The sequence below is a fragment of the Sporolactobacillus mangiferae genome (genome assembly GCF_023336505.1).
Classification (GTDB): domain Bacteria; phylum Bacillota; class Bacilli; order Bacillales; family Sporolactobacillaceae; genus Sporolactobacillus; species Sporolactobacillus mangiferae.
Map to the genome: position 1 here is coordinate 309,470 of NZ_JAMAST010000001.1, position 17,230 is coordinate 326,699.

General features: G+C 45.3%; 14 protein-coding genes. 3 read left to right on the forward strand and 11 right to left on the reverse strand.

What is annotated here, in order from left to right:
* Nucleotides 1–69: 69 nt before the first annotated feature.
* The 4 genes from thiI to refZ form a co-directional block, all read right to left on the reverse strand.
* Complete coding sequence (gene thiI, locus M3N64_RS01530; RefSeq protein ID WP_249096892.1) at nucleotides 70–1,269, reverse strand: tRNA uracil 4-sulfurtransferase ThiI; 1,200 nt, start codon at nucleotides 1,267–1,269, stop codon at nucleotides 70–72.
* A 5-nt stretch (nucleotides 1,270–1,274) separates the two neighbouring features.
* Complete coding sequence (locus tag M3N64_RS01535; protein ID WP_249096198.1) at nucleotides 1,275–2,420, reverse strand: cysteine desulfurase family protein; 1,146 nt, start codon at nucleotides 2,418–2,420, stop codon at nucleotides 1,275–1,277.
* 104 nt (nucleotides 2,421–2,524) lie between these two features.
* Entirely contained in the window at nucleotides 2,525–4,213 is a 1,689-nt protein-coding gene (gene ezrA, locus M3N64_RS01540; RefSeq protein ID WP_249096199.1) for a septation ring formation regulator EzrA, read from the reverse strand.
* A gap of 237 nt (nucleotides 4,214–4,450) precedes the next feature.
* Complete coding sequence (refZ, locus tag M3N64_RS01545; RefSeq protein ID WP_249096208.1) at nucleotides 4,451–5,116, reverse strand: forespore capture DNA-binding protein RefZ; 666 nt, start codon at nucleotides 5,114–5,116, stop codon at nucleotides 4,451–4,453.
* A gap of 163 nt (nucleotides 5,117–5,279) precedes the next feature.
* Between refZ and M3N64_RS01550 the strand changes: the two genes are divergently transcribed.
* The 3 genes from M3N64_RS01550 to M3N64_RS01560 all read left to right on the forward strand — a co-directional run bounded on the left by M3N64_RS01550 (nucleotide 5,280) and on the right by M3N64_RS01560 (nucleotide 9,625).
* The gene (locus M3N64_RS01550; RefSeq protein ID WP_249096211.1) at nucleotides 5,280–5,729 is read left to right on the forward strand and encodes a GAF domain-containing protein; all 450 of its coding nucleotides are present in this window, start codon (nucleotides 5,280–5,282) and stop codon (nucleotides 5,727–5,729) included.
* Between the two features lie 292 nt (nucleotides 5,730–6,021).
* Nucleotides 6,022–6,624 (forward strand): 30S ribosomal protein S4, encoded by a 603-nt coding sequence (rpsD, locus tag M3N64_RS01555; protein WP_249096218.1) that lies wholly within the window; start codon nucleotides 6,022–6,024, stop codon nucleotides 6,622–6,624.
* Between the two features lie 427 nt (nucleotides 6,625–7,051).
* The gene (locus M3N64_RS01560; RefSeq protein WP_249096224.1) at nucleotides 7,052–9,625 is read left to right on the forward strand and encodes a transglycosylase domain-containing protein; all 2,574 of its coding nucleotides are present in this window, start codon (nucleotides 7,052–7,054) and stop codon (nucleotides 9,623–9,625) included.
* 88 nt (nucleotides 9,626–9,713) lie between these two features.
* On the opposite strand, the gene ccpA is transcribed toward M3N64_RS01560, so the two are convergent.
* The 7 genes from ccpA to M3N64_RS01595 form a co-directional block, all read right to left on the reverse strand.
* Nucleotides 9,714–10,712 carry a catabolite control protein A gene (gene ccpA / locus M3N64_RS01565; RefSeq protein ID WP_249096237.1) on the reverse strand — a complete coding sequence of 333 codons (999 nt, stop codon included), beginning with the start codon at nucleotides 10,710–10,712 and terminating at the stop codon, nucleotides 9,714–9,716.
* A gap of 231 nt (nucleotides 10,713–10,943) precedes the next feature.
* Nucleotides 10,944–11,231 carry a YtxH domain-containing protein gene (locus M3N64_RS01570; RefSeq protein WP_249096239.1) on the reverse strand — a complete coding sequence of 96 codons (288 nt, stop codon included), beginning with the start codon at nucleotides 11,229–11,231 and terminating at the stop codon, nucleotides 10,944–10,946.
* A gap of 19 nt (nucleotides 11,232–11,250) precedes the next feature.
* Nucleotides 11,251–11,676 carry a DUF948 domain-containing protein gene (locus M3N64_RS01575; protein ID WP_249096248.1) on the reverse strand — a complete coding sequence of 142 codons (426 nt, stop codon included), beginning with the start codon at nucleotides 11,674–11,676 and terminating at the stop codon, nucleotides 11,251–11,253.
* Nucleotides 11,677–11,833: 157 nt separating this feature from the next.
* Entirely contained in the window at nucleotides 11,834–13,141 is a 1,308-nt protein-coding gene (murC, locus tag M3N64_RS01580) for a UDP-N-acetylmuramate--L-alanine ligase (protein WP_249096253.1), read from the reverse strand.
* A gap of 283 nt (nucleotides 13,142–13,424) precedes the next feature.
* Nucleotides 13,425–15,686: a DNA translocase FtsK gene (locus M3N64_RS01585; protein WP_249096262.1), complete on the reverse strand. Its 2,262-nt coding sequence runs from the start codon at nucleotides 15,684–15,686 to the stop codon at nucleotides 13,425–13,427.
* A gap of 49 nt (nucleotides 15,687–15,735) precedes the next feature.
* Nucleotides 15,736–16,344 (reverse strand): YtpR family tRNA-binding protein, encoded by a 609-nt coding sequence (ytpR, locus tag M3N64_RS01590; protein WP_249096265.1) that lies wholly within the window; start codon nucleotides 16,342–16,344, stop codon nucleotides 15,736–15,738.
* 48 nt (nucleotides 16,345–16,392) lie between these two features.
* Complete coding sequence (locus tag M3N64_RS01595) at nucleotides 16,393–17,193, reverse strand: DUF1444 family protein (RefSeq protein ID WP_249096267.1); 801 nt, start codon at nucleotides 17,191–17,193, stop codon at nucleotides 16,393–16,395.
* Between the last annotated feature and the right edge of the window lie 37 nt (nucleotides 17,194–17,230).

The window sequence follows — 17,230 nt, forward strand, 5'->3', positions numbered from 1 at the left end:
CTTGTGCCATTATGTTGTGCAGTCTTCAATACCTGCATGCACAGGAGGCGATGGTAATTATTTCAATCGTCAGAGCAGATTAAGCAGCGCGTCTTCGTTTGAATCATCATCGATTACGAGCGTCTCAATGCCTTCCACGGCTTCATGAACCAACTGATCCACCGCAAGATTGCGCTCAAATCGTTCAGCATGCGCACGGTCAGGTCGCGTACGTGGCGCCTTCGGCAGAAAAATGGTGCAGCAGTCTTCATAGGGACGGATCGATATATCGTAGGTGTCAATTTTCTTCGCAATCCGCGCGATATCGATTTTGTCCATTGCGATCAGCGGACGAAGAATCGGGAGATCCGTTACCGCATTGATGGTATTCATGCTCTCCAGCGTCTGGCTTGCCACCTGACCAAGACTTTCACCGGTTGCAAGAGCCAAAGCGCCACGTTTCAAAGCTGTTTTCTCAGCAATACGGAACATCAGACGGCGCATAATTGTGATGCGATAGTCCTCCGGCACTGCATCACGAATCGCCACTTGTGCTTTTGTGAATGGCACTAAGTGCAATACGAACTTCCCACCGAACTCACGCAGTTTTTTTGACAGATCAATGACTTTTTGCTTTGCACGATCACTGGTATAAGGTGGACTCTGAAAATGAATGGCTTCGACAATCGAACCACGTCTGGCAACCAAATAAGCGGCAACCGGACTGTCGATGCCTCCGGACAAGAGCAACATCACTTTGCCGCTCGTTCCTACAGGGAGTCCGCCAGCTCCTTGAACTTCTTTACCATATATTCGTGCTTCGTGATAACCGACCTCGACCCGAATGGGTAAATCAGGATGATGAACATCTACTTTCAGCCAGCCGCACTGCTTTAAAACCGAGGCCCCAAGTTCCTGATTCAGTTCACTGCCATGAATTGGATAACGTTTGTCCTTTCTTCGCGCAGCAATTTTAAATGTTCGGGCACTCTTTTCCTGTTCAGCCACCCTGAGCACGCCAGTACGGATTGCATCCAAGCCGGTACCCACTTTCAAAGCCGGCGAAATATTCTGAATGCCGAAAACCTTCTTTAAAACAGCAAGGACATCATTTGAATTCTCTCCATTTAATTTAACTTCCAAATCGTCAAAATGCCGCTTGATCTCCAGCTTTGGAAAAGAGCGCAATTTATCACGGACATCATCCTCCAGCTTAATGACAAATTGTTTTTTATTTTTGCCCTTCAAAGTGATTTCGCCAAATCGAATCACCAGATAATCATAAATCACATCGTTCATTTCATTACCACCTTTAACTGACTGACTTTCTCCGCCAGCTTTTTCAAAAAAACATCGATTTCGGACTCTGTTGTCTCATAGGCGAGACTGATACGAATAGCCTGCTCCGCTTCTTTATCAGATACGCCCATCGCCTTCAGAATTTCGCTCGCTCCACTTTCTTTTGATGAGCATGCAGACTTTGTCGATACATAGATTTTCTCTTCTTCCAAGGCGTGGACGAGCACTTCCGACTTGATTCCAAGAAATGAGACGTTCACAATGTGCGGTGAGGATAGCGGACTTTGCGGCGTATGAACCACAGCGTTATCTATTTGCTTCAGCCCGTCAAACAGACGGTTTTGAAGTTTTCTGAGATGGGCAATGCCTTCTGACTCATGCGCCAGGGTCATGCGTAATGCCTTTACCATCCCGCAAATGCCTGGCAAGTTTTCAGTCCCGGATCGGAGCTGATGCTCCTGACCTCCACCCGCAAAGAGCGGCGACAATTGTATGCCCTTGCGTACATAAAGCAGCCCCGTCCCCTTAGGTCCATGGAACTTATGACCGGATATTGTGCACAAATCGATCCCGCTCTCCCTTAATTGAAGCGGAACTTTTGAAAATCCCTGAACATTGTCAACGTGGAATACCGTTTTTGGCTTATCCTTTAAAAACCGTCCAATCTCCGCAACCGGTTGGATGGTTCCTACCTCATTGTTTACATGCATGATCGACACAAGAATGGTATCTTCCCGGTAAGCTTTCTTAAAATCCTCAAAAGCAACACGCCCATCGTGATTGACAGGGAGATACGTTACCTCGAACCCGAGTTCCTCAAGCTGTGAAAAAGCATTGCCTGCCGATGCGTGCTCTATAGATGTGGCAATTAAATGCTTTCCTCTGTTCCGATAAGCAAAAGCCGTCCCTTTAATGGCCAGATTGTTTCCTTCTGTTCCTCCGGAAGTAAACACGACTTCATCCGGATCAGCATGAAGCAGGGCAGCTGCCTGTTCACGTGAACGGGAAAGCAGATGCTCACTTACTCCTCCGAGACTGTGGAGCGATGAAGGATTGGCAAAATAGCGTTCGGAAACCGTTCGATATGTATCCAGAACTTCAGGATAAGGTTTCGTTGTCGCACTGTTATCTAAATAAATCATAAAAAATGGGGAACTCCTTTCAGATAAAGCCGAAAAAGGCACTTGTTTTCATTTGTATCCATCTTGCTTGAATCTTAACATGAGTCTTCCCATTTTGCCATTTTTCACGCTTCGCGCCCCTCATACAGCTCAGCGCGTTTTAAAATTTTCGGTTCCTTCTTCTCAACCGCATGTACTGCTGTTTCAGCAGCTGACTGATAATCATAATTTCTGAAATAATTTTCTGCTTTTTTCAGTTCCAGATCAATGTCGGAATAGTCGCTGCGGTATCTGTTTCCATACTGAATCATTTCTTCAGCAAACCGGGCTGTATCCACCAGTTTTTCACCCTGCTGAAATACATCATTAATATCTCCGCCCGCCTGTTCCAGCAATTTCTGAACCATCGCCATATTTAATGGCTTTTCATCAAGCTTCTTATTCACTGAACCGAGTTGTTCACTCGCCTTTTGCAATGCTGATGCGAACGAACCGGGGACACCAGGCAGATTGCTTTTAAGAATGATCCGCTTCGTTTCAAAGAGCTGGCGTTTCAGTTTCTGGATCTGCTTACGTGCACTCAGCTCATCTTTACGCAACGTTTTTATTTTCTCACGAAATTCGTCAGTCAGCGTCTCAACCTCTGACAACTCTTCCTTCAGATGATCCAATTTGTCAAAAACCGAACTGAACGCTTCTTCTCGATCGGTTTCTTTTGTTTCGGAAAATTGATGTTCAAGCTTCTGAAACGTCCTGCTTAATTCACGTTGCATTTTCAAATCTTCATCGTCGATATGATAGCTGTCACGGATCATTTCTGTTTCATCACTTAAATCGCTTATTTTATTTCCGACTCGCTGAAGATGATCTTCAATCGACGGAGAAAGTGCTTCGAGCTTATTCCGGCTCACTACTTCTTTTTCAAGCTGAGCGTACAGCCAGTCCAGCTGGTCATGAACAGCTTTCAGACCCGCATCTGCTTCATCAAGCTCCAGGTGATCAACTGCAGTCTCAAGCAGCTGTCGGTGTTTTTCTGCCTCATCAAGCTGATCATTTATTTGGAGATGTGCAAGCTGATAGCCCTGCTCATTCATTTCACGCTCTCCCTGGCGCAGTTCATTCATTTGATCGGGTATTATCTTTTTTAATTCATGATAGAGTTCGGGTACCCTTTTGATCTGATTGTCAAGCAGATCAGCGGTTTTTCTTCCGTTCAGGACAATCTGACGTGCATCCAGGTAATTACCGTTTTCTGTTTCTGATTCATACTTTTTCAACTGTTCTTCTATAGTTTTTACAGATTGTTCGAGTAAGGGGAGTGTCTGGCCAAACTGACTCCGTTTGGTGATGATCTCTTTTTTAATCTGATGAAAAAGTTTCTTTAACGGCATGACATCTTCACGGTTCTTTGTTTCACTTTCTACAATAATATGGAGTTCGCTTAAAATTTCCTCAATCCGTTTTTCGATGGTCTGCATTTTTTTATTCATTTCTTTGACAAGATTATCAGCTTTATGGAAACGATATTTTTCAGTCAGTTCTTCCGCCTGAAACAAAGTTTCTTCTATTCCCGGCAAAGACTGACTGACAATCGTATCCCAGTCTTTATGCCATTTATCAAATTTCTTTTCAGTATCCCCGGCCATATTCAGCTGCTTGATCTTTGACAGTTCATCAGCTACAGGGCGGCTCATCAGTGCCACCCGGCGCTCCTCGGCACGGTCAATTTTCGTAAATGTTTTTTTTCTCATCCACGCACCATAAGCAACAACAAACACAACAATTAGGATCAAGCTCACCAATACATACAACATACGGAATTTCCCCCATTCTCGCATGGAACACACTCATTCTTATTTGACTATATTGTAACAAAATTAAATGAGTTAAGGTCAATAAATTAAAGAATCTGTCGATTTTCGCACAGAATTCTTATAAGAATGCCTGAAAAGGGGAAAATGCAGCATGATGAGGGCCCTGAACCATGTTTTTTCTATCCCTATTGAGATACGCTGAATTTATATCAAACATCCGGCCTACAGATGCAGGCACTAAATCCAACCATTCGCTGCCGTAACGTCCTGTTTTTCAGCAAACAGCCTGTGCGCCCAGTCGTCGATCTGCTGCATATACAATGTACGGAATGACTGCTGGCTCGGCTGCATAAAGAAAACTTCTCTTAAATACTGGGGCTGAAGGAATGGCATGATGACCAGATCCCGAAATTGGATGATCAGAAACTCTCTGCTTGCTGAATGAATGCCTCTTTCAGCAGGCAGCCGTCTGAAAATCCGGTCCAGATGAAATTTTTCTTTCACTAAATAACTTGCCATCAATTCACGCACCAATTGATTATCCAACGTCATTTCACGATGCACAAATCGCGAGAGATAAAAGTCTTGCTGCTGAAAGCTGATTAAACGGTTGGCGATCAGGACAAGTTGATCAACCGGTGACTGGATCCGTGTGGATTCTTTTTCTGCTTTCTCAAGCGTTTCAAGATAACCTTCAAAAAAATCCGCCATAAGATGTTCCAAAAGTCCCTGTTTTCCGCCAAAGTAGTAAGAAACAAGTGCTATATTGACCCCTGCATCTGAAGCAATCGCACGCACCGATACACCATCGTATCCGCTCATGTTGAATAATTTCAGCGCTGAGCGAATCACCGCTTCTTTTGATTTTCTGCCGCTTGCAGCATTTACGCTTTTTGCAGGCATTGCCTTATCTCCTCTCGTCAGCTGACCGTTGCTCATGCTTTTACTATATACGTTCGCCCAAAATCGCGTCTACCCTTTTAAAACCCTTCGACATAAATACTGAAAAATCCGACCTGTTCTGATAAAATGAGAGTACCTTCTCATAGGTTCGAGGTGGAAAGCAATGAATTCTGTCAACAGAACGCGGATTCAGGTACTTGAGTCATTGATAAAAGATGAACCCAGCCGAATCGCTAATTTGGCCAATGCCTCCGCATGGTTAAATGAATGTCTGGACACAATCAATTGGGTCGGGTTTTATCTGCTTGAAGAGGACGAACTCGTACTCGGTCCCTTTCAAGGTAAAACAGCCTGCGTGCGCATCAAAATGGGCAAAGGTGTGTGCGGCACATCAGCAGAAAAGCGAGAGATTCTGCGCGTGCCCGATGTTCATGAATTTCCCGGACATATCGCATGTGATGCAGCATCGCGATCGGAAATTGTCATCCCATTGATTAAGGGCGGAAATCTGCTGGGCGTTCTCGACATTGACAGTCCTGTATGTGACCGTTTTTCGGAAGACGATCAGCAATTTCTGGAAGCCTTTGCCGAAACGCTGGTTACCCATTTATAACTTTATAACTTGACAGGGAGTTGTCATAAAGGGTATAATTGCGGTCGTGTAAAATGAGGCAGCGCTGTAATGGCTCTGAAGCTTTTCTATTTTGTTCCTCTATGGCTGAGATACCATTTCTCTCAAGAGGTGTACTGTGTAACCTGGACTGCCTGGGCGAAGGTGCAAGATGGCAAAATACCTTCAGCGTACATGCAGAGGTGTCATTTTATACCATGCGAAGCTGTACCTGTAGCATTTACAGAGCAAGTGCAGCTTTGCGAAAATAAAATGACGAAGGAGGAGTCATTTAATGGCTCGCTATACTGGTCCCGTTTGGAAAAAATCACGCCGTCTGGGCATTTCGCTCAGCGGCACAGGTAAAGAACTTGAAAGGCGTCCCTATGCACCAGGACAGCATGGTCCGAATCAGCGTATCAAACTGTCTGAATATGGCCGCCAGCAACAAGAGAAACAGAAACTGCGTTTTATGTATGGAGTGAATGAACGTCAATTCCGACGCATTTTTGATGATGCATCCAAAATGAAGGGCGTTCATGGTGAAAACTTCATGATCTTGCTTGAATCCCGTCTTGATAATCTTGTGTACCGTCTTGGTCTTGCAAGAACGCGCAGACAATCACGCCAGCTTGTCAACCACGGGCATATCACGGTAAACGGCAAACGCGTCGATATTCCATCTTATCGCGTAAAGCCCGGCGAAACGATTGGCGTTCGTGAAAAATCACGCAATCTTGTTATTATTAAAGATGCGCTGGAATCGAATAACTTCGTACCTGAGTATCTGACTTTCGACGAAAAAACCCTGGAAGGAACTTATAACCGACTTCCTGAACGTTCAGAGCTTCCGGCTGAAATTACTGAAGCAATGATTGTCGAATTCTACTCAAAATAATTGATCTTGTTGCCTGCAACCCTCCCGTTAAATCGGAAGGGTTTTTTTATAAGAATTAAGAAACATCCATGGTTCGCTTGAATGAAAATACCATGGGATAAAACCCATATTTACATACAAAAGTATATAATTTTGATCCATATGAAAACCAATAAACCAGTGTCTTGCCGAGAATCAAAGCGGAGGTGCTCTGGCGCCAGCAGGATCAGCGAGCCTGGGAAGCTCCGCAGGAATTTTTCCGATCATTTTCGTGCATAAACAGCCTATCATTAAAGAAAATTACATCATTCTTTAAAAACGCCTATATGTCTTTTTCCCTTTTCAACCCCAAAAATATACGCTAATATAATAAGAAGCTTTTCATTATATTTTTCTGAATGTTACATACTAATGGCAATCTATTTCAGAGTATAGAGGAGATTTGCACATGCACGCCCGATTAAAGAGTTTTTCCGATTTTTTCGACCGACTGGCAGATAAATGGGCTTCAAGTCCAACGATCCAGACTCTGCAATCGATCACAGGCGCTATCTGGCATTCATTGCTCATTACGCTGTCCATTCTTTTCATTGGTTCTTTCTTTGCAGTGGGCACTGTTTCCGGATATTTTGCCGCACTTGTGCACAATCAGCCGGTCCCAGATTATCAAACCATGAAACACGACATCAATAATTACTCGGAAAGCAGTGTCAGTTATTTCGCGGGAAATATTCCCATTGGCCGTCTGAACAGTGACCTGATTCAGACCAAAACGAATTTGGACGAGATGTCCCCTTACCTCATTCATGCGGTAATCGCAACTGAAGATGAATTGTTTTATCAGCATCACGGTGTCGTTCCGAAAGCGGTCCTCCGCGCCAGTATGGAAGAACTTCTGAATAAGCCTCAAGTCACGGGTGGCAGTTCCATTACACAGCAGCTTGTCAAAAATCAGATTCTCACCAACGAAGTATCAAACGAGCGTAAATTCAGAGAAATTCTGCTCGCGATGCGACTGGAGCGCTATTTTTCTAAAAACCAGATTCTTGAAGCCTATTTAAATATGGCTTCATTCGGGCGCAATTCATCCGGAAAAAACATTGCGGGTGCGGCAACCGCAGCCGAAGGTATCTTTGATGTTAAGCCCGATAAGCTGTCTATTCCGCAGGCTGCTTTTATTGCCGGTCTTCCGAAAAATCCATTTACATACTCTCCCTTTGAAAATCATGGTGGCCTGAAAAAAGATTTGTCCGCAGGCATCAACCGGGCACATACGGTTTTGCGCCGTATGTACACGGCTGGATACATCAGCAAAAAACAACTGGTTGAAGCTTTGAAATATGACTACAAAAAACATTTTGCAAAACGCGGACGTTCCATTAATGATGACTATCCGTACCTGTCGAAAGAAATTGAAAACCGGACGACCATTATTCTGGCCAAGCTGATGGCGAAGCAGCAAGGATACAGCAGCGACACACTTTATACGGATTACCTGAATTATAAAAAAGTTGTCTATGAGTACCACAATGTTTATCGTGGACGCACCATGTCAGCAATCGCCAAAAAACATGGTTACAATTTACAATCCATACAGAATCATTACTCAAATTTTAAAGATTTCATGGCAAATGCCGCCGCTAAATTAGCCGTCGGCGGATATCGCATTTATACAACAATTAATAAACCGGTATACGACGATATGGAGGCTTTTGCCCGCAATTATTCGGGATACAGCCCTGATCAGTACGCCCGTGACCAGAACGGGAAGATCATGGAGGTCAAAAACAGTAAGACGGGAAAAACAGAGAAGCTGAAAGATCCGATGCAAGTTGGATCTACGCTGATTGAAAACAAGACCGGACGGATCATCAGCTTCGTTGGCGGGCGCGGATTTGATTCATCGGAATTAAATTATGCAACAGAGGTTCCTCGCCAAAATGGATCAACGATGAAACCACTCCTTGTCTATGCTCCTGCCATGGAATTAGGACTGATCCAACCAGGCTCCACCGTTCCCGATCTTCCGTACAGACGGGTCGTCAACGGAAAGCTGTACAAGCCGACAGATTATGGTTCAACATCGGGCAGTGCTGTTTTTCACGGTTTTGAAACGGCACGGGCGGCGCTGGCGGCCTCGCATAACGTTCCGGCAGTCAGCGTATTCACAAGGCTGAGTGCCGCTACCGATAAAGCACCGACCTACCTGAAAAAGATGGGGATCACTTCTCTCGTCGCTTCAGATGGCTATAATGTTTCGGCGGCACTTGGTGGAATCACGCGAGGAATCACGATTGAGGAAAATACAAATGCCTATACTACCTTTGCAAATGGCGGAAAATTTATCGATGCCTATATGATTGATCGAATTACAGACAGCAGCGGGAAAGTTATTTATCAGCATCAGACTGCACCGGTTAATGTTTTCTCAGAGCAGACCAGCTATCTGATGCTGGATATGATGCGCGACGTCATTAAATACGGGACCGGTGCTTCATTGCCGCGCATGCTGAATTTCCATGCGGATTGGGCCGGTAAAACTGGAACTTCCCAGGATTGGCGAGACGGATGGATGGTTGCTTCAAATCCCAATGTTACCATGGGCGTGTGGATCGGCTATGCACACAACCAACAGCTCAACCGCAGCATCTATTCAAATCAAAGCAAACAGTTGTTTGCCGGCTTTGCGAACAGCGCCTATAATGTCGATCCAGAGTTGATGGCGCCAAAAGAAACATTCAAGCAGCCAGCCGGTATCCGACAAGAAACCTACTGTGGTCTCACAGGAGAAAAGCCAACCGCGTATTGTAAATCGGCAGGCTTTGAAGTCAATGATTTAATGAATGAGAAATATACACCTCGGAATTCCGTGGAAGTGCTCGAACCATTTAACGAGCAACAGGCGGAACAAAAATCCACCGGTGGCCTGTTCCGATTTAATCAGAATTTCTTTAATTCACATTTTCCATATACAGATCTGAAGGCAGCAAACCCGAAGTTACTTGGGAAGATTCGCCCTTAAGCTTGAGCTTGCGGTTGAAAAAATAAAAACCCCCGCCGTCTGGTTATCATCGACAATCAAACAGCGGGGGTTTATGTATTCACTCAATTTATTTTGTTGATTTTCTCAGCTCAATACGATGCGGCAGAATAACCGTCCTGGATTCAACTTTTTCATTATTCATGAACTTCGTGAGAAGGCGCATGGCTACCGCGCCAATATCATAGGTAGGTTCTGCAATACTTGTCAGCGTTGGACGGACCATTTGGACAAGCCGCGTGTTTTCGCTGCTGATCACTTCGATATCCTCCGGAACACGCAAACCTTTATCCTGGATTTCATGGATGGTTCCAATTGCCATTTCATCTGAATCGACAAAGACAGCAGTTGGCGTAATTTCCTGGCTGAGGAACTGCGCTGCCGCTTCTTTCCCGGATTCATAGGTGTAATCGCCCTGAATCACCAATGATTCATCAAATGAGATATCATGTGATTCAAGCGCCCGTTTATAACCTTCCATCTTATATTTTCTGTTGATCGGCACTTCTAAAGGACCACTGACAAAGCCGATGCGACGATTTCCCGACTTGATCAGCGTCGAAATTGCTTCGAAAACCGCCTGTTCATAATCGATATTTACAGAAGGTATTTCATGCTGCTCATCCACTGTAGCAGCAAGCACGATTGATACATTCGCCTGTTTGAATTCATCGATGTGCTCCTGGTCAATTTTCCCGCCCATAAAGACGATACCATCGACCTGTTTTCCAAGCAGTGTCTGGATCAGGTGAATTTCTTTTTCCTTATTTTGATCTGAGTCGCATAAAATAATATTATATTTGTACATGGTTGCAATATCTTCAATGCCGCGTGCAAGTTCTGAAAAATAAACACTTGAAATATCAGGGATGATCACACCAACTGTTGTTGTTTTCTTGCTTGCAAGCCCCCTTGCGACCGCATTGGGACGGTAGCCAAGCCGCTTAATTGCTTCAGATACCTTCTTTCTGGTTGTTGGCTTTACATTCGGGTTTCCATTTACAACCCGGGAAACGGTAGCCATCGAAACGCCTGCTTCCCTGGCTACATCATAAATCGTTGCGCTCAACACACTTACCTCCTCAGAATTCTTCACTTTTTCTATAGTCAGCCTGAACGCCGTTCACGCTCTATATACCGTTTTCATTTTAATGTAGCCCAAAAACGCATCAAATCAGTGTTGATGCTCGTTTTTAATGGTACCAAATTCAGACAAAATTCGCTATATTTTTTTGCGACCGAACGCGAAAAAACACGGATCAGAGTACGCAGCATGCTTGAGGAACAGCATTTCGTTTGATTAATAATCTCTTGGAATCGGAATCATTGGCTTTTGTTCTTCAGGAGAAACATTTTTGACAGCCAGTTGACTTTGGGCAAGGCCAACCGACTTTTGCTTTGCTGTCTGAAAAAGCTCAACGCCCTTATTGCCGAATGAAATGCTCTCTTCTTTTACAAGCTGCAGCGCCCTTTTCCCCGAAGGTACGGCTGTCAGATAAAAAGTGAATGCACTCAGTGCCCCGCCAATAAGAAAGCCTGAAATGAAAGCCATACGTTTTTCTGATTTTCCTGCCTTCCCAGATCCCATGAGACATGCCTCCTCATAATCAGACTTGTTTCGACTTGCGCGCGTTCTGCCAGCGTTGAAACAAGTCAATGACTGCTTTTCCCCACTGCATGGTTTGAGCTACCTTTCCCGAGTGTTCCATTCCCTGGTTTTCAATGCTGGCAGTTACACGTTTCACTGAATCATTAATGGTCCCCAGTGATTCCCCGAACCCCTCGACTGCATCAAATACACTGTTCAGGCTCTTGGATTTTCTTTGGACATCGGAAGCAAGCACATTGGTCCTGTGCAGGAGCTCCGTTGTCTCCTCACTGAGTCCCTTGACCTGTTCCTGAACATCTTCCAGTGTCGAAGCAACGTCTTCAAGCGTTTTCTGCGCAGCCCGCAATGTCTGCGACAAGAAATAAACAAGTACAGCAAAAGCAACGGCAATGAGCGCCACAGCTAAATATAAGATAATGATCACCGTACATCCTCCCTTTCAATGGATTCCATATTAGTTTAATAAATCATCGTATTTCTATACCCTGGCAGGACAGGAATCGCAAATTTACTTGTCCGCCTTCTCATCTTAACATTTAAAAATGTCAAAAAAAAGGCAGAAAGCATGTTCAGAAAAAGGGTTACAGTGATTCTTTATAAGCATTTTGATATTTCTGGATATCGCCCGCACCCATGAACAGCAATACACTATGCTGAAATTGTTTCAAATCGTCAATGTTGCTGTTATGAAGAATATGGGCACCCTGAATTCGATCCTGAAGATCATGAATGGAAAGCTTGCCACTTTTTTCCCGTGCGGAACCAAAAATAGCGCACAGATATACTTCGTCCGCCGTACTCAGCGCTTCGGCAAACTCATCCATAAATGTCATTGTCCGAGAATACGTATGCGGCTGAAAAATAGCCACCAGCTTCCGTTCCGGATATTTTTTGCGTGCCGCATCAATCGTTGCGCGGATTTCAGTCGGATGATGCGCGTAGTCGTCGATCATGACCTGATCATACCGTTCCAGGCTGGTTTCTGAGAATCGGCGTTTGACACCGCGGAAAAGCGCCAGGCGTTCCTGAACGAGCTGGATCGGCACATTCATATAATTGCAGAATGAAATGACACCAAGCGCGTTCAGTACGTTGTGATTGCCGTAACCGGTGATTTTGAAATGTCCGTATAAGTCGTTCCTCAGATAAACATCAAACTCAGTACCGGAATCATCAGGGAGAAAATGGACATTTCTCGCCTGAAAATCATTTTCTTCATTAAATCCATAGTAAATAATCGGCACATTTGACTTAATCATCTGCAGCTGCTCATTGTCACCGCATGCAAAAATCGCTTTGTTCACTTTCAATGCCAGCTCCTGAAACGCGCTGACCACATCGTCAAGATCTTTATAATAATCCGAATGATCAAACTCAATGTTGGTTATCAGGCAGTAGTCCGGATCCGAATGGAGAAAGTGACGTTTATATTCGCATGATTCCCAGATAAAATACTTACTTTTTTCACGGCCTGAACCTGTACCATCTCCGATTAAATAGGTACTCGGTGCGAATGCATCAAAGACAAACGAAAGAAGGCCGGTTGTCGATGTTTTTCCGTGTGTCCCTGTCACAGCAATACTGACATATTTTTTCGCCAGATCACCGAGAAAGTCGTAATAGCGATAAACAGGTATGCCGATTTCTTTAGCTTTGACAATCTCTTCGTGCTGATCCGGAAACGCATTTCCCGCGATCACTACTTCGTCCGGTGTAATATTTTTTTCGGTAAAAGGTAAGATTTTAATCTGCTTATCTTCCAGTGCTTTCTGAGTAAAAAAGCGCTTGTCGTAATCGGAGCCTTGCACCTCATGATGCAAATCATGCAGTATCTGAGCGAGCGCACTCATCCCCGTGCCCTTTATGCCAACAAAATGGTATTTCGTCATATAATGACCCTCCATAAATTGCTTCGTCCATGAACACATCACTGCAATATGAATAGTATACTCATTTATTGGCTATTCTGTGTGCTGCAGATTCGCTGTGATCAATGAAAACATGAACAGATTGAAATAAGATTGAAGTAAATTCATTTTTTGTCAATCATTGCTTAAGAACGATGAGCGGAACCACGAACGGCTTGTGCTTATCATTGCTAAAACATCCGACACTTATTTTAACCTTTATTTATTCGGTTGTAAAAACAATTATTTCCGGCAGTAACGTCTCTTACATTTGTTCAAGATCACGTTCTGACAGCTGCTCGTTTAATTTGTCTTTTGAAACCAGAACCTGTCTCGGTTTACTGCCGTTATTGGATGATATGATGTTGCGAAGCTCCAGTTCATCGACAAGCCGTGCAGCCCGATTGTAGCCGATACGGAAATGGCGCTGAATGGACGACACGGAAGCCTGTCCCTGATCAACAACAAATTCAGCTGCCTGGCTGAGCAGCTCGTCTTCCTGCTCCGACCGCTCGTAATCGATACGCGCAGTCTCAGGGGAGAAGAGATAATCTGTTTTCGGATGATTATGAAATGCATGGGTCACCTGATTAATCTCTTCATCGGATACATAGCATGCCTGAAGCCGCCGCAAACTTCTCGATCCGTTTTCGGAGAAAAGCAGATCGCCTCTGCCAAGCAGGCGTTCAGCGCCGCCGCAGTCCAGAATCGTTCGCGAATCAGTCTGTGATGAGACACTGAATGCTATCCGGGTCGGAATATTGGATTTAATCAAGCCGGTAATCACATCAACAGATGGTCTCTGTGTCGCGACAAGCAAATGAATGCCTGCTGCACGTGCTTTCTGAGCAATCCGGCAGACAGACTCCTCAACGTCCTGAGGCGCGACCATCATCAGATCAGCCAGTTCATCAATAATAATGACTATGTATGGCAACGCATCTGCGTTCATTGAATGAAGCTTTCGATTATAGCCTTCCATATCGCGAACGGCATTTCGTGCAAACAATCGATATCTTTGTTCCATTTCTTCTACAGCCCATTTAAGTGCGGCCGCCGCTTCTTTCGGCTCTGTAATCACCGGAGCCGCGAGATGCGGAATCTCCTGATACGGAGCAAGCTCCACAACTTTCGGATCAATAAGCAGAAAGCGAAGCTGCTCAGGTGATGTTCGATAAATAAGACTGAGAATAAGTGAGTGAATGCAGACGCTTTTCCCGGAGCCTGTCGCACCGGCGATCAGTCCGTGCGGCATTTTCGCGAGATCGGTGACCACCTGATTGCCGGATACATCCTGACCAAGTGCGGCTGTCAGCGGCGCCGTACTTTTGGTAAACGTATCTGATTTCAGCAGGTCTTTGAGTAAGACCGGTTTGCGGACTTTATTCGGAATTTCAATACCTACCGCACTGGTCCCCGGTACCGGAGCAATACGAATCTGACGCGCAGCAAGACTCAGCTTAATATCCTCAGTCAGACTCAATACCTTATTGATTTTAACTCCGGGATGCAGACGTAAATCATAGCGCGTCACGCTTGGGCCCTGTACATAGCCGGTCACATCGGCATCGACATGAAAATTTTCAAGCGTTTCAATTAAAATCGCCTGTTTCTCGTCAATCCAGGCTTTGCGGTCAGTCTCCGAAGGTTCAGCATCATGCAGGAGATCAAGCGGAAATTGTGCCACCTCTGCCTTATTGGATTGAACGGCCGGCTCAGCCTGTTTTTCCCTGACCGCGCGATCCGAATGAAACATCAGCACATTGAAAGGCACCTTAGACTGTGATTCGTGACGGTGCGGTGAACGAGGCAAACTGCTGCTGACACGCAGCACTTCCTGCTGATGCGAATAATGTCTGTCATGAAGCTCTGGCTCCGATACCGTGTCAGGCTGGCCTGGCTCACCTGTCGGTTTCGGCTGCGGCCGGCCACTGCCCTGTGTGCTGCGGTCATCGGTTGTCGATGGCGTGCTGGCCTGACTCTTTTGTTGTTCAGTCTTACTGATTCTGCCTGCTTCACCTTCATGGAATCGGATCGGACTTTTTTGGACCACCGGCTGCTCCACTTTTTTCCGCTCAAGCGCAGGCCGATCAGATCCGAATTCATCAGGATGCTGGATAAGCTCCTGCTTCCGTTCCTGAATTTGCTTTCGTTCCTGTTCTTCTTTCTCATGTTCAAGATAAAACGAGCGTTCCTGCTGCTTCGGACGCATCTGCTTTGGCGGTTCATGAAATCCGAAAACTGGTGAAGGAATTTTCGTCAATCGAAAAGGCTGTTTTGGTTTTTTATCATAATACTCAGAGGATTGATGAGACGGTGCTGATCGTTCAATTTTTTTCCCCTTGTCAGAATGTACATTTTGATGTCCCTGGCGTTCAGGATATCGGGCGCACATTTTCACTTCGACATGCCGGTTCGCATCTTTAAAGCGTCCGACAGGAGCAGGCGGTTCATTCCGATCGCGTTCCTGACTCGTTTCTTCCTGCTCGTCCAAATTAAAAAGCCGCCGCCACCAACTGTCGCTCATTTTCCGTCACCTCGCCCTCGCTACATAAATTGTTTCAAGTTTCAATCCCTTAAACGGTCATTGCATAAAAATCCTGTCCGACTTCCGTTAATGGATCAAGAACTAAAATACCTCTTTTTTGCGGTGCATTAGGCAAACCCAATTCTCTTGCTGAACAGATCATTCCATAGGAAGACACTCCTCGAAGCACAGTCGGACGAATGATCAGCCCGTCTGGCATCAATGCGCCAAGCCGGGCCACAACCACCTTTTGCCCCTTATCAATATTCGGCGCGCCGCAGACAATCTGCAGCGTTTCCTCACCCACATCAACCTGACAAACATGCATGTGATCCGAATCAGGGTGCCCCTTCATCTCGCGCACATAACCGGTTACAATCAGCGGCCGGATTTCATCGGGAAGCAGGGGCTTCCATTCCGCTTCAGTCAGTTGTTGATTAAGCAGCTTAATCAGAGCCGCATCAGGCTGGATCTTGCCATTTTTTTTATGATCCAGCAACGATGCAGCATTAAAGAAATTGTAGCCAAGTGTCTCATGCGTTTCCTCATCAAAAATCCGGGTCACCGCACCTTTTGACTCAAATGACGGCTTTGCTCCGTCTTTCATATAAACAAGCAAAACATCTCCGACCCCTGTCGGATTGTAATAAAAAATCATGCAACAAAAACCCCTTCCAAAAATTCGATTGTTCGCATAGTTAATTTTTCAAACACCCGGCCGCTTGTTCGCCATGATAAAAATTGGCTCAAGCGCCCCTTTTTTATCAATCATGAACGGAAGCATTGTGATGCGCAAATGACCGGACATGTAAAACTTCATCGTCATCTGGGCAAGTATATCGTATCCTTCCGGATTCACAAGATCGCCGAATATCAGCACATCCTGATGCGGGATCGCGCAGGTCAGATCTCCCTTTGCCTGAACGCGCATCTGTCCGATGAGCTTCCGATTCAGGATTCTGCTGGCATCGTAGCCATCGTTCATGTTAACAAAATAAAAAGCATTGTGCTGAACGACATCTTTTTTTATTTTGAATGGGCTCGCATTCAGATTAAACATGGCCAGTTCTCTGACTGCCTGCTCATCCAATCCTTCCTGAGTCAGAAATTGCAGATCAATCAGACGGGCCGCTTTGCCAAGGTCAAGTGCGTAGAAAATTTTTGTTTCTGCCGTATGTTGTTTTGATAGCAGCGTCCGCCCGTCCGGTGTTTGTTCGGGAAATGAAGCTGATCGAATCACGGGATAGATCTGATTCTCTCTGCCTCTCAAATGAGGGGAATCCGCAATTGCCTTAAGCCCGCGGTCGATGGCGGAAAGCAGTTCATCAAGGATTTCCGTCCCCTCTTCATTACAGCGTCGGAGCAGTTCGGCCAGTGACAGGCTGACGCCTTTGCCCGCTTCACCCTGATCGATGCGCAGGCTGTCTTTTTTATGGTCAAAATATAGTGTTCGCCCTTCAGCACCAAGTCGCTGAGTAACCATTTTTTTCAATTCGGCTCGATCCATGACAGTGCCCCTTTCAAACAAGATACTGTAAGTCTGA

Bases quoted from the DNA above. Each gene is read 5' to 3' on its own strand.
- refZ (WP_249096208.1), bottom strand. From the start codon at position 5,116: ATGCCTGCAAAAAGCGTAAATGCTGCAAGCGGCAGAAAATCAAAAGAA.
- M3N64_RS01535 (WP_249096198.1), bottom strand. From the start codon at position 2,420: ATGATTTATTTAGATAACAGTGCGACAACGAAACCTTATCCTGAAGTT.
- ytpR (WP_249096265.1), bottom strand. From the start codon at position 16,344: ATGATTTTTTATTACAATCCGACAGGGGTCGGAGATGTTTTGCTTGTT.
- rpsD (WP_249096218.1), top strand. From the start codon at position 6,022: ATGGCTCGCTATACTGGTCCCGTTTGGAAAAAATCACGCCGTCTGGGC.
- M3N64_RS01550 (WP_249096211.1), top strand. From the start codon at position 5,280: ATGAATTCTGTCAACAGAACGCGGATTCAGGTACTTGAGTCATTGATA.
- M3N64_RS01570 (WP_249096239.1), bottom strand. From the start codon at position 11,231: ATGGGATCTGGGAAGGCAGGAAAATCAGAAAAACGTATGGCTTTCATT.
- M3N64_RS01560 (WP_249096224.1), top strand. From the start codon at position 7,052: ATGCACGCCCGATTAAAGAGTTTTTCCGATTTTTTCGACCGACTGGCA.
- ezrA (WP_249096199.1), bottom strand. From the start codon at position 4,213: ATGTTGTATGTATTGGTGAGCTTGATCCTAATTGTTGTGTTTGTTGTT.
- murC (WP_249096253.1), bottom strand. From the start codon at position 13,141: ATGACGAAATACCATTTTGTTGGCATAAAGGGCACGGGGATGAGTGCG.
- M3N64_RS01595 (WP_249096267.1), bottom strand. From the start codon at position 17,193: ATGGATCGAGCCGAATTGAAAAAAATGGTTACTCAGCGACTTGGTGCT.
- M3N64_RS01585 (WP_249096262.1), bottom strand. From the start codon at position 15,686: ATGAGCGACAGTTGGTGGCGGCGGCTTTTTAATTTGGACGAGCAGGAA.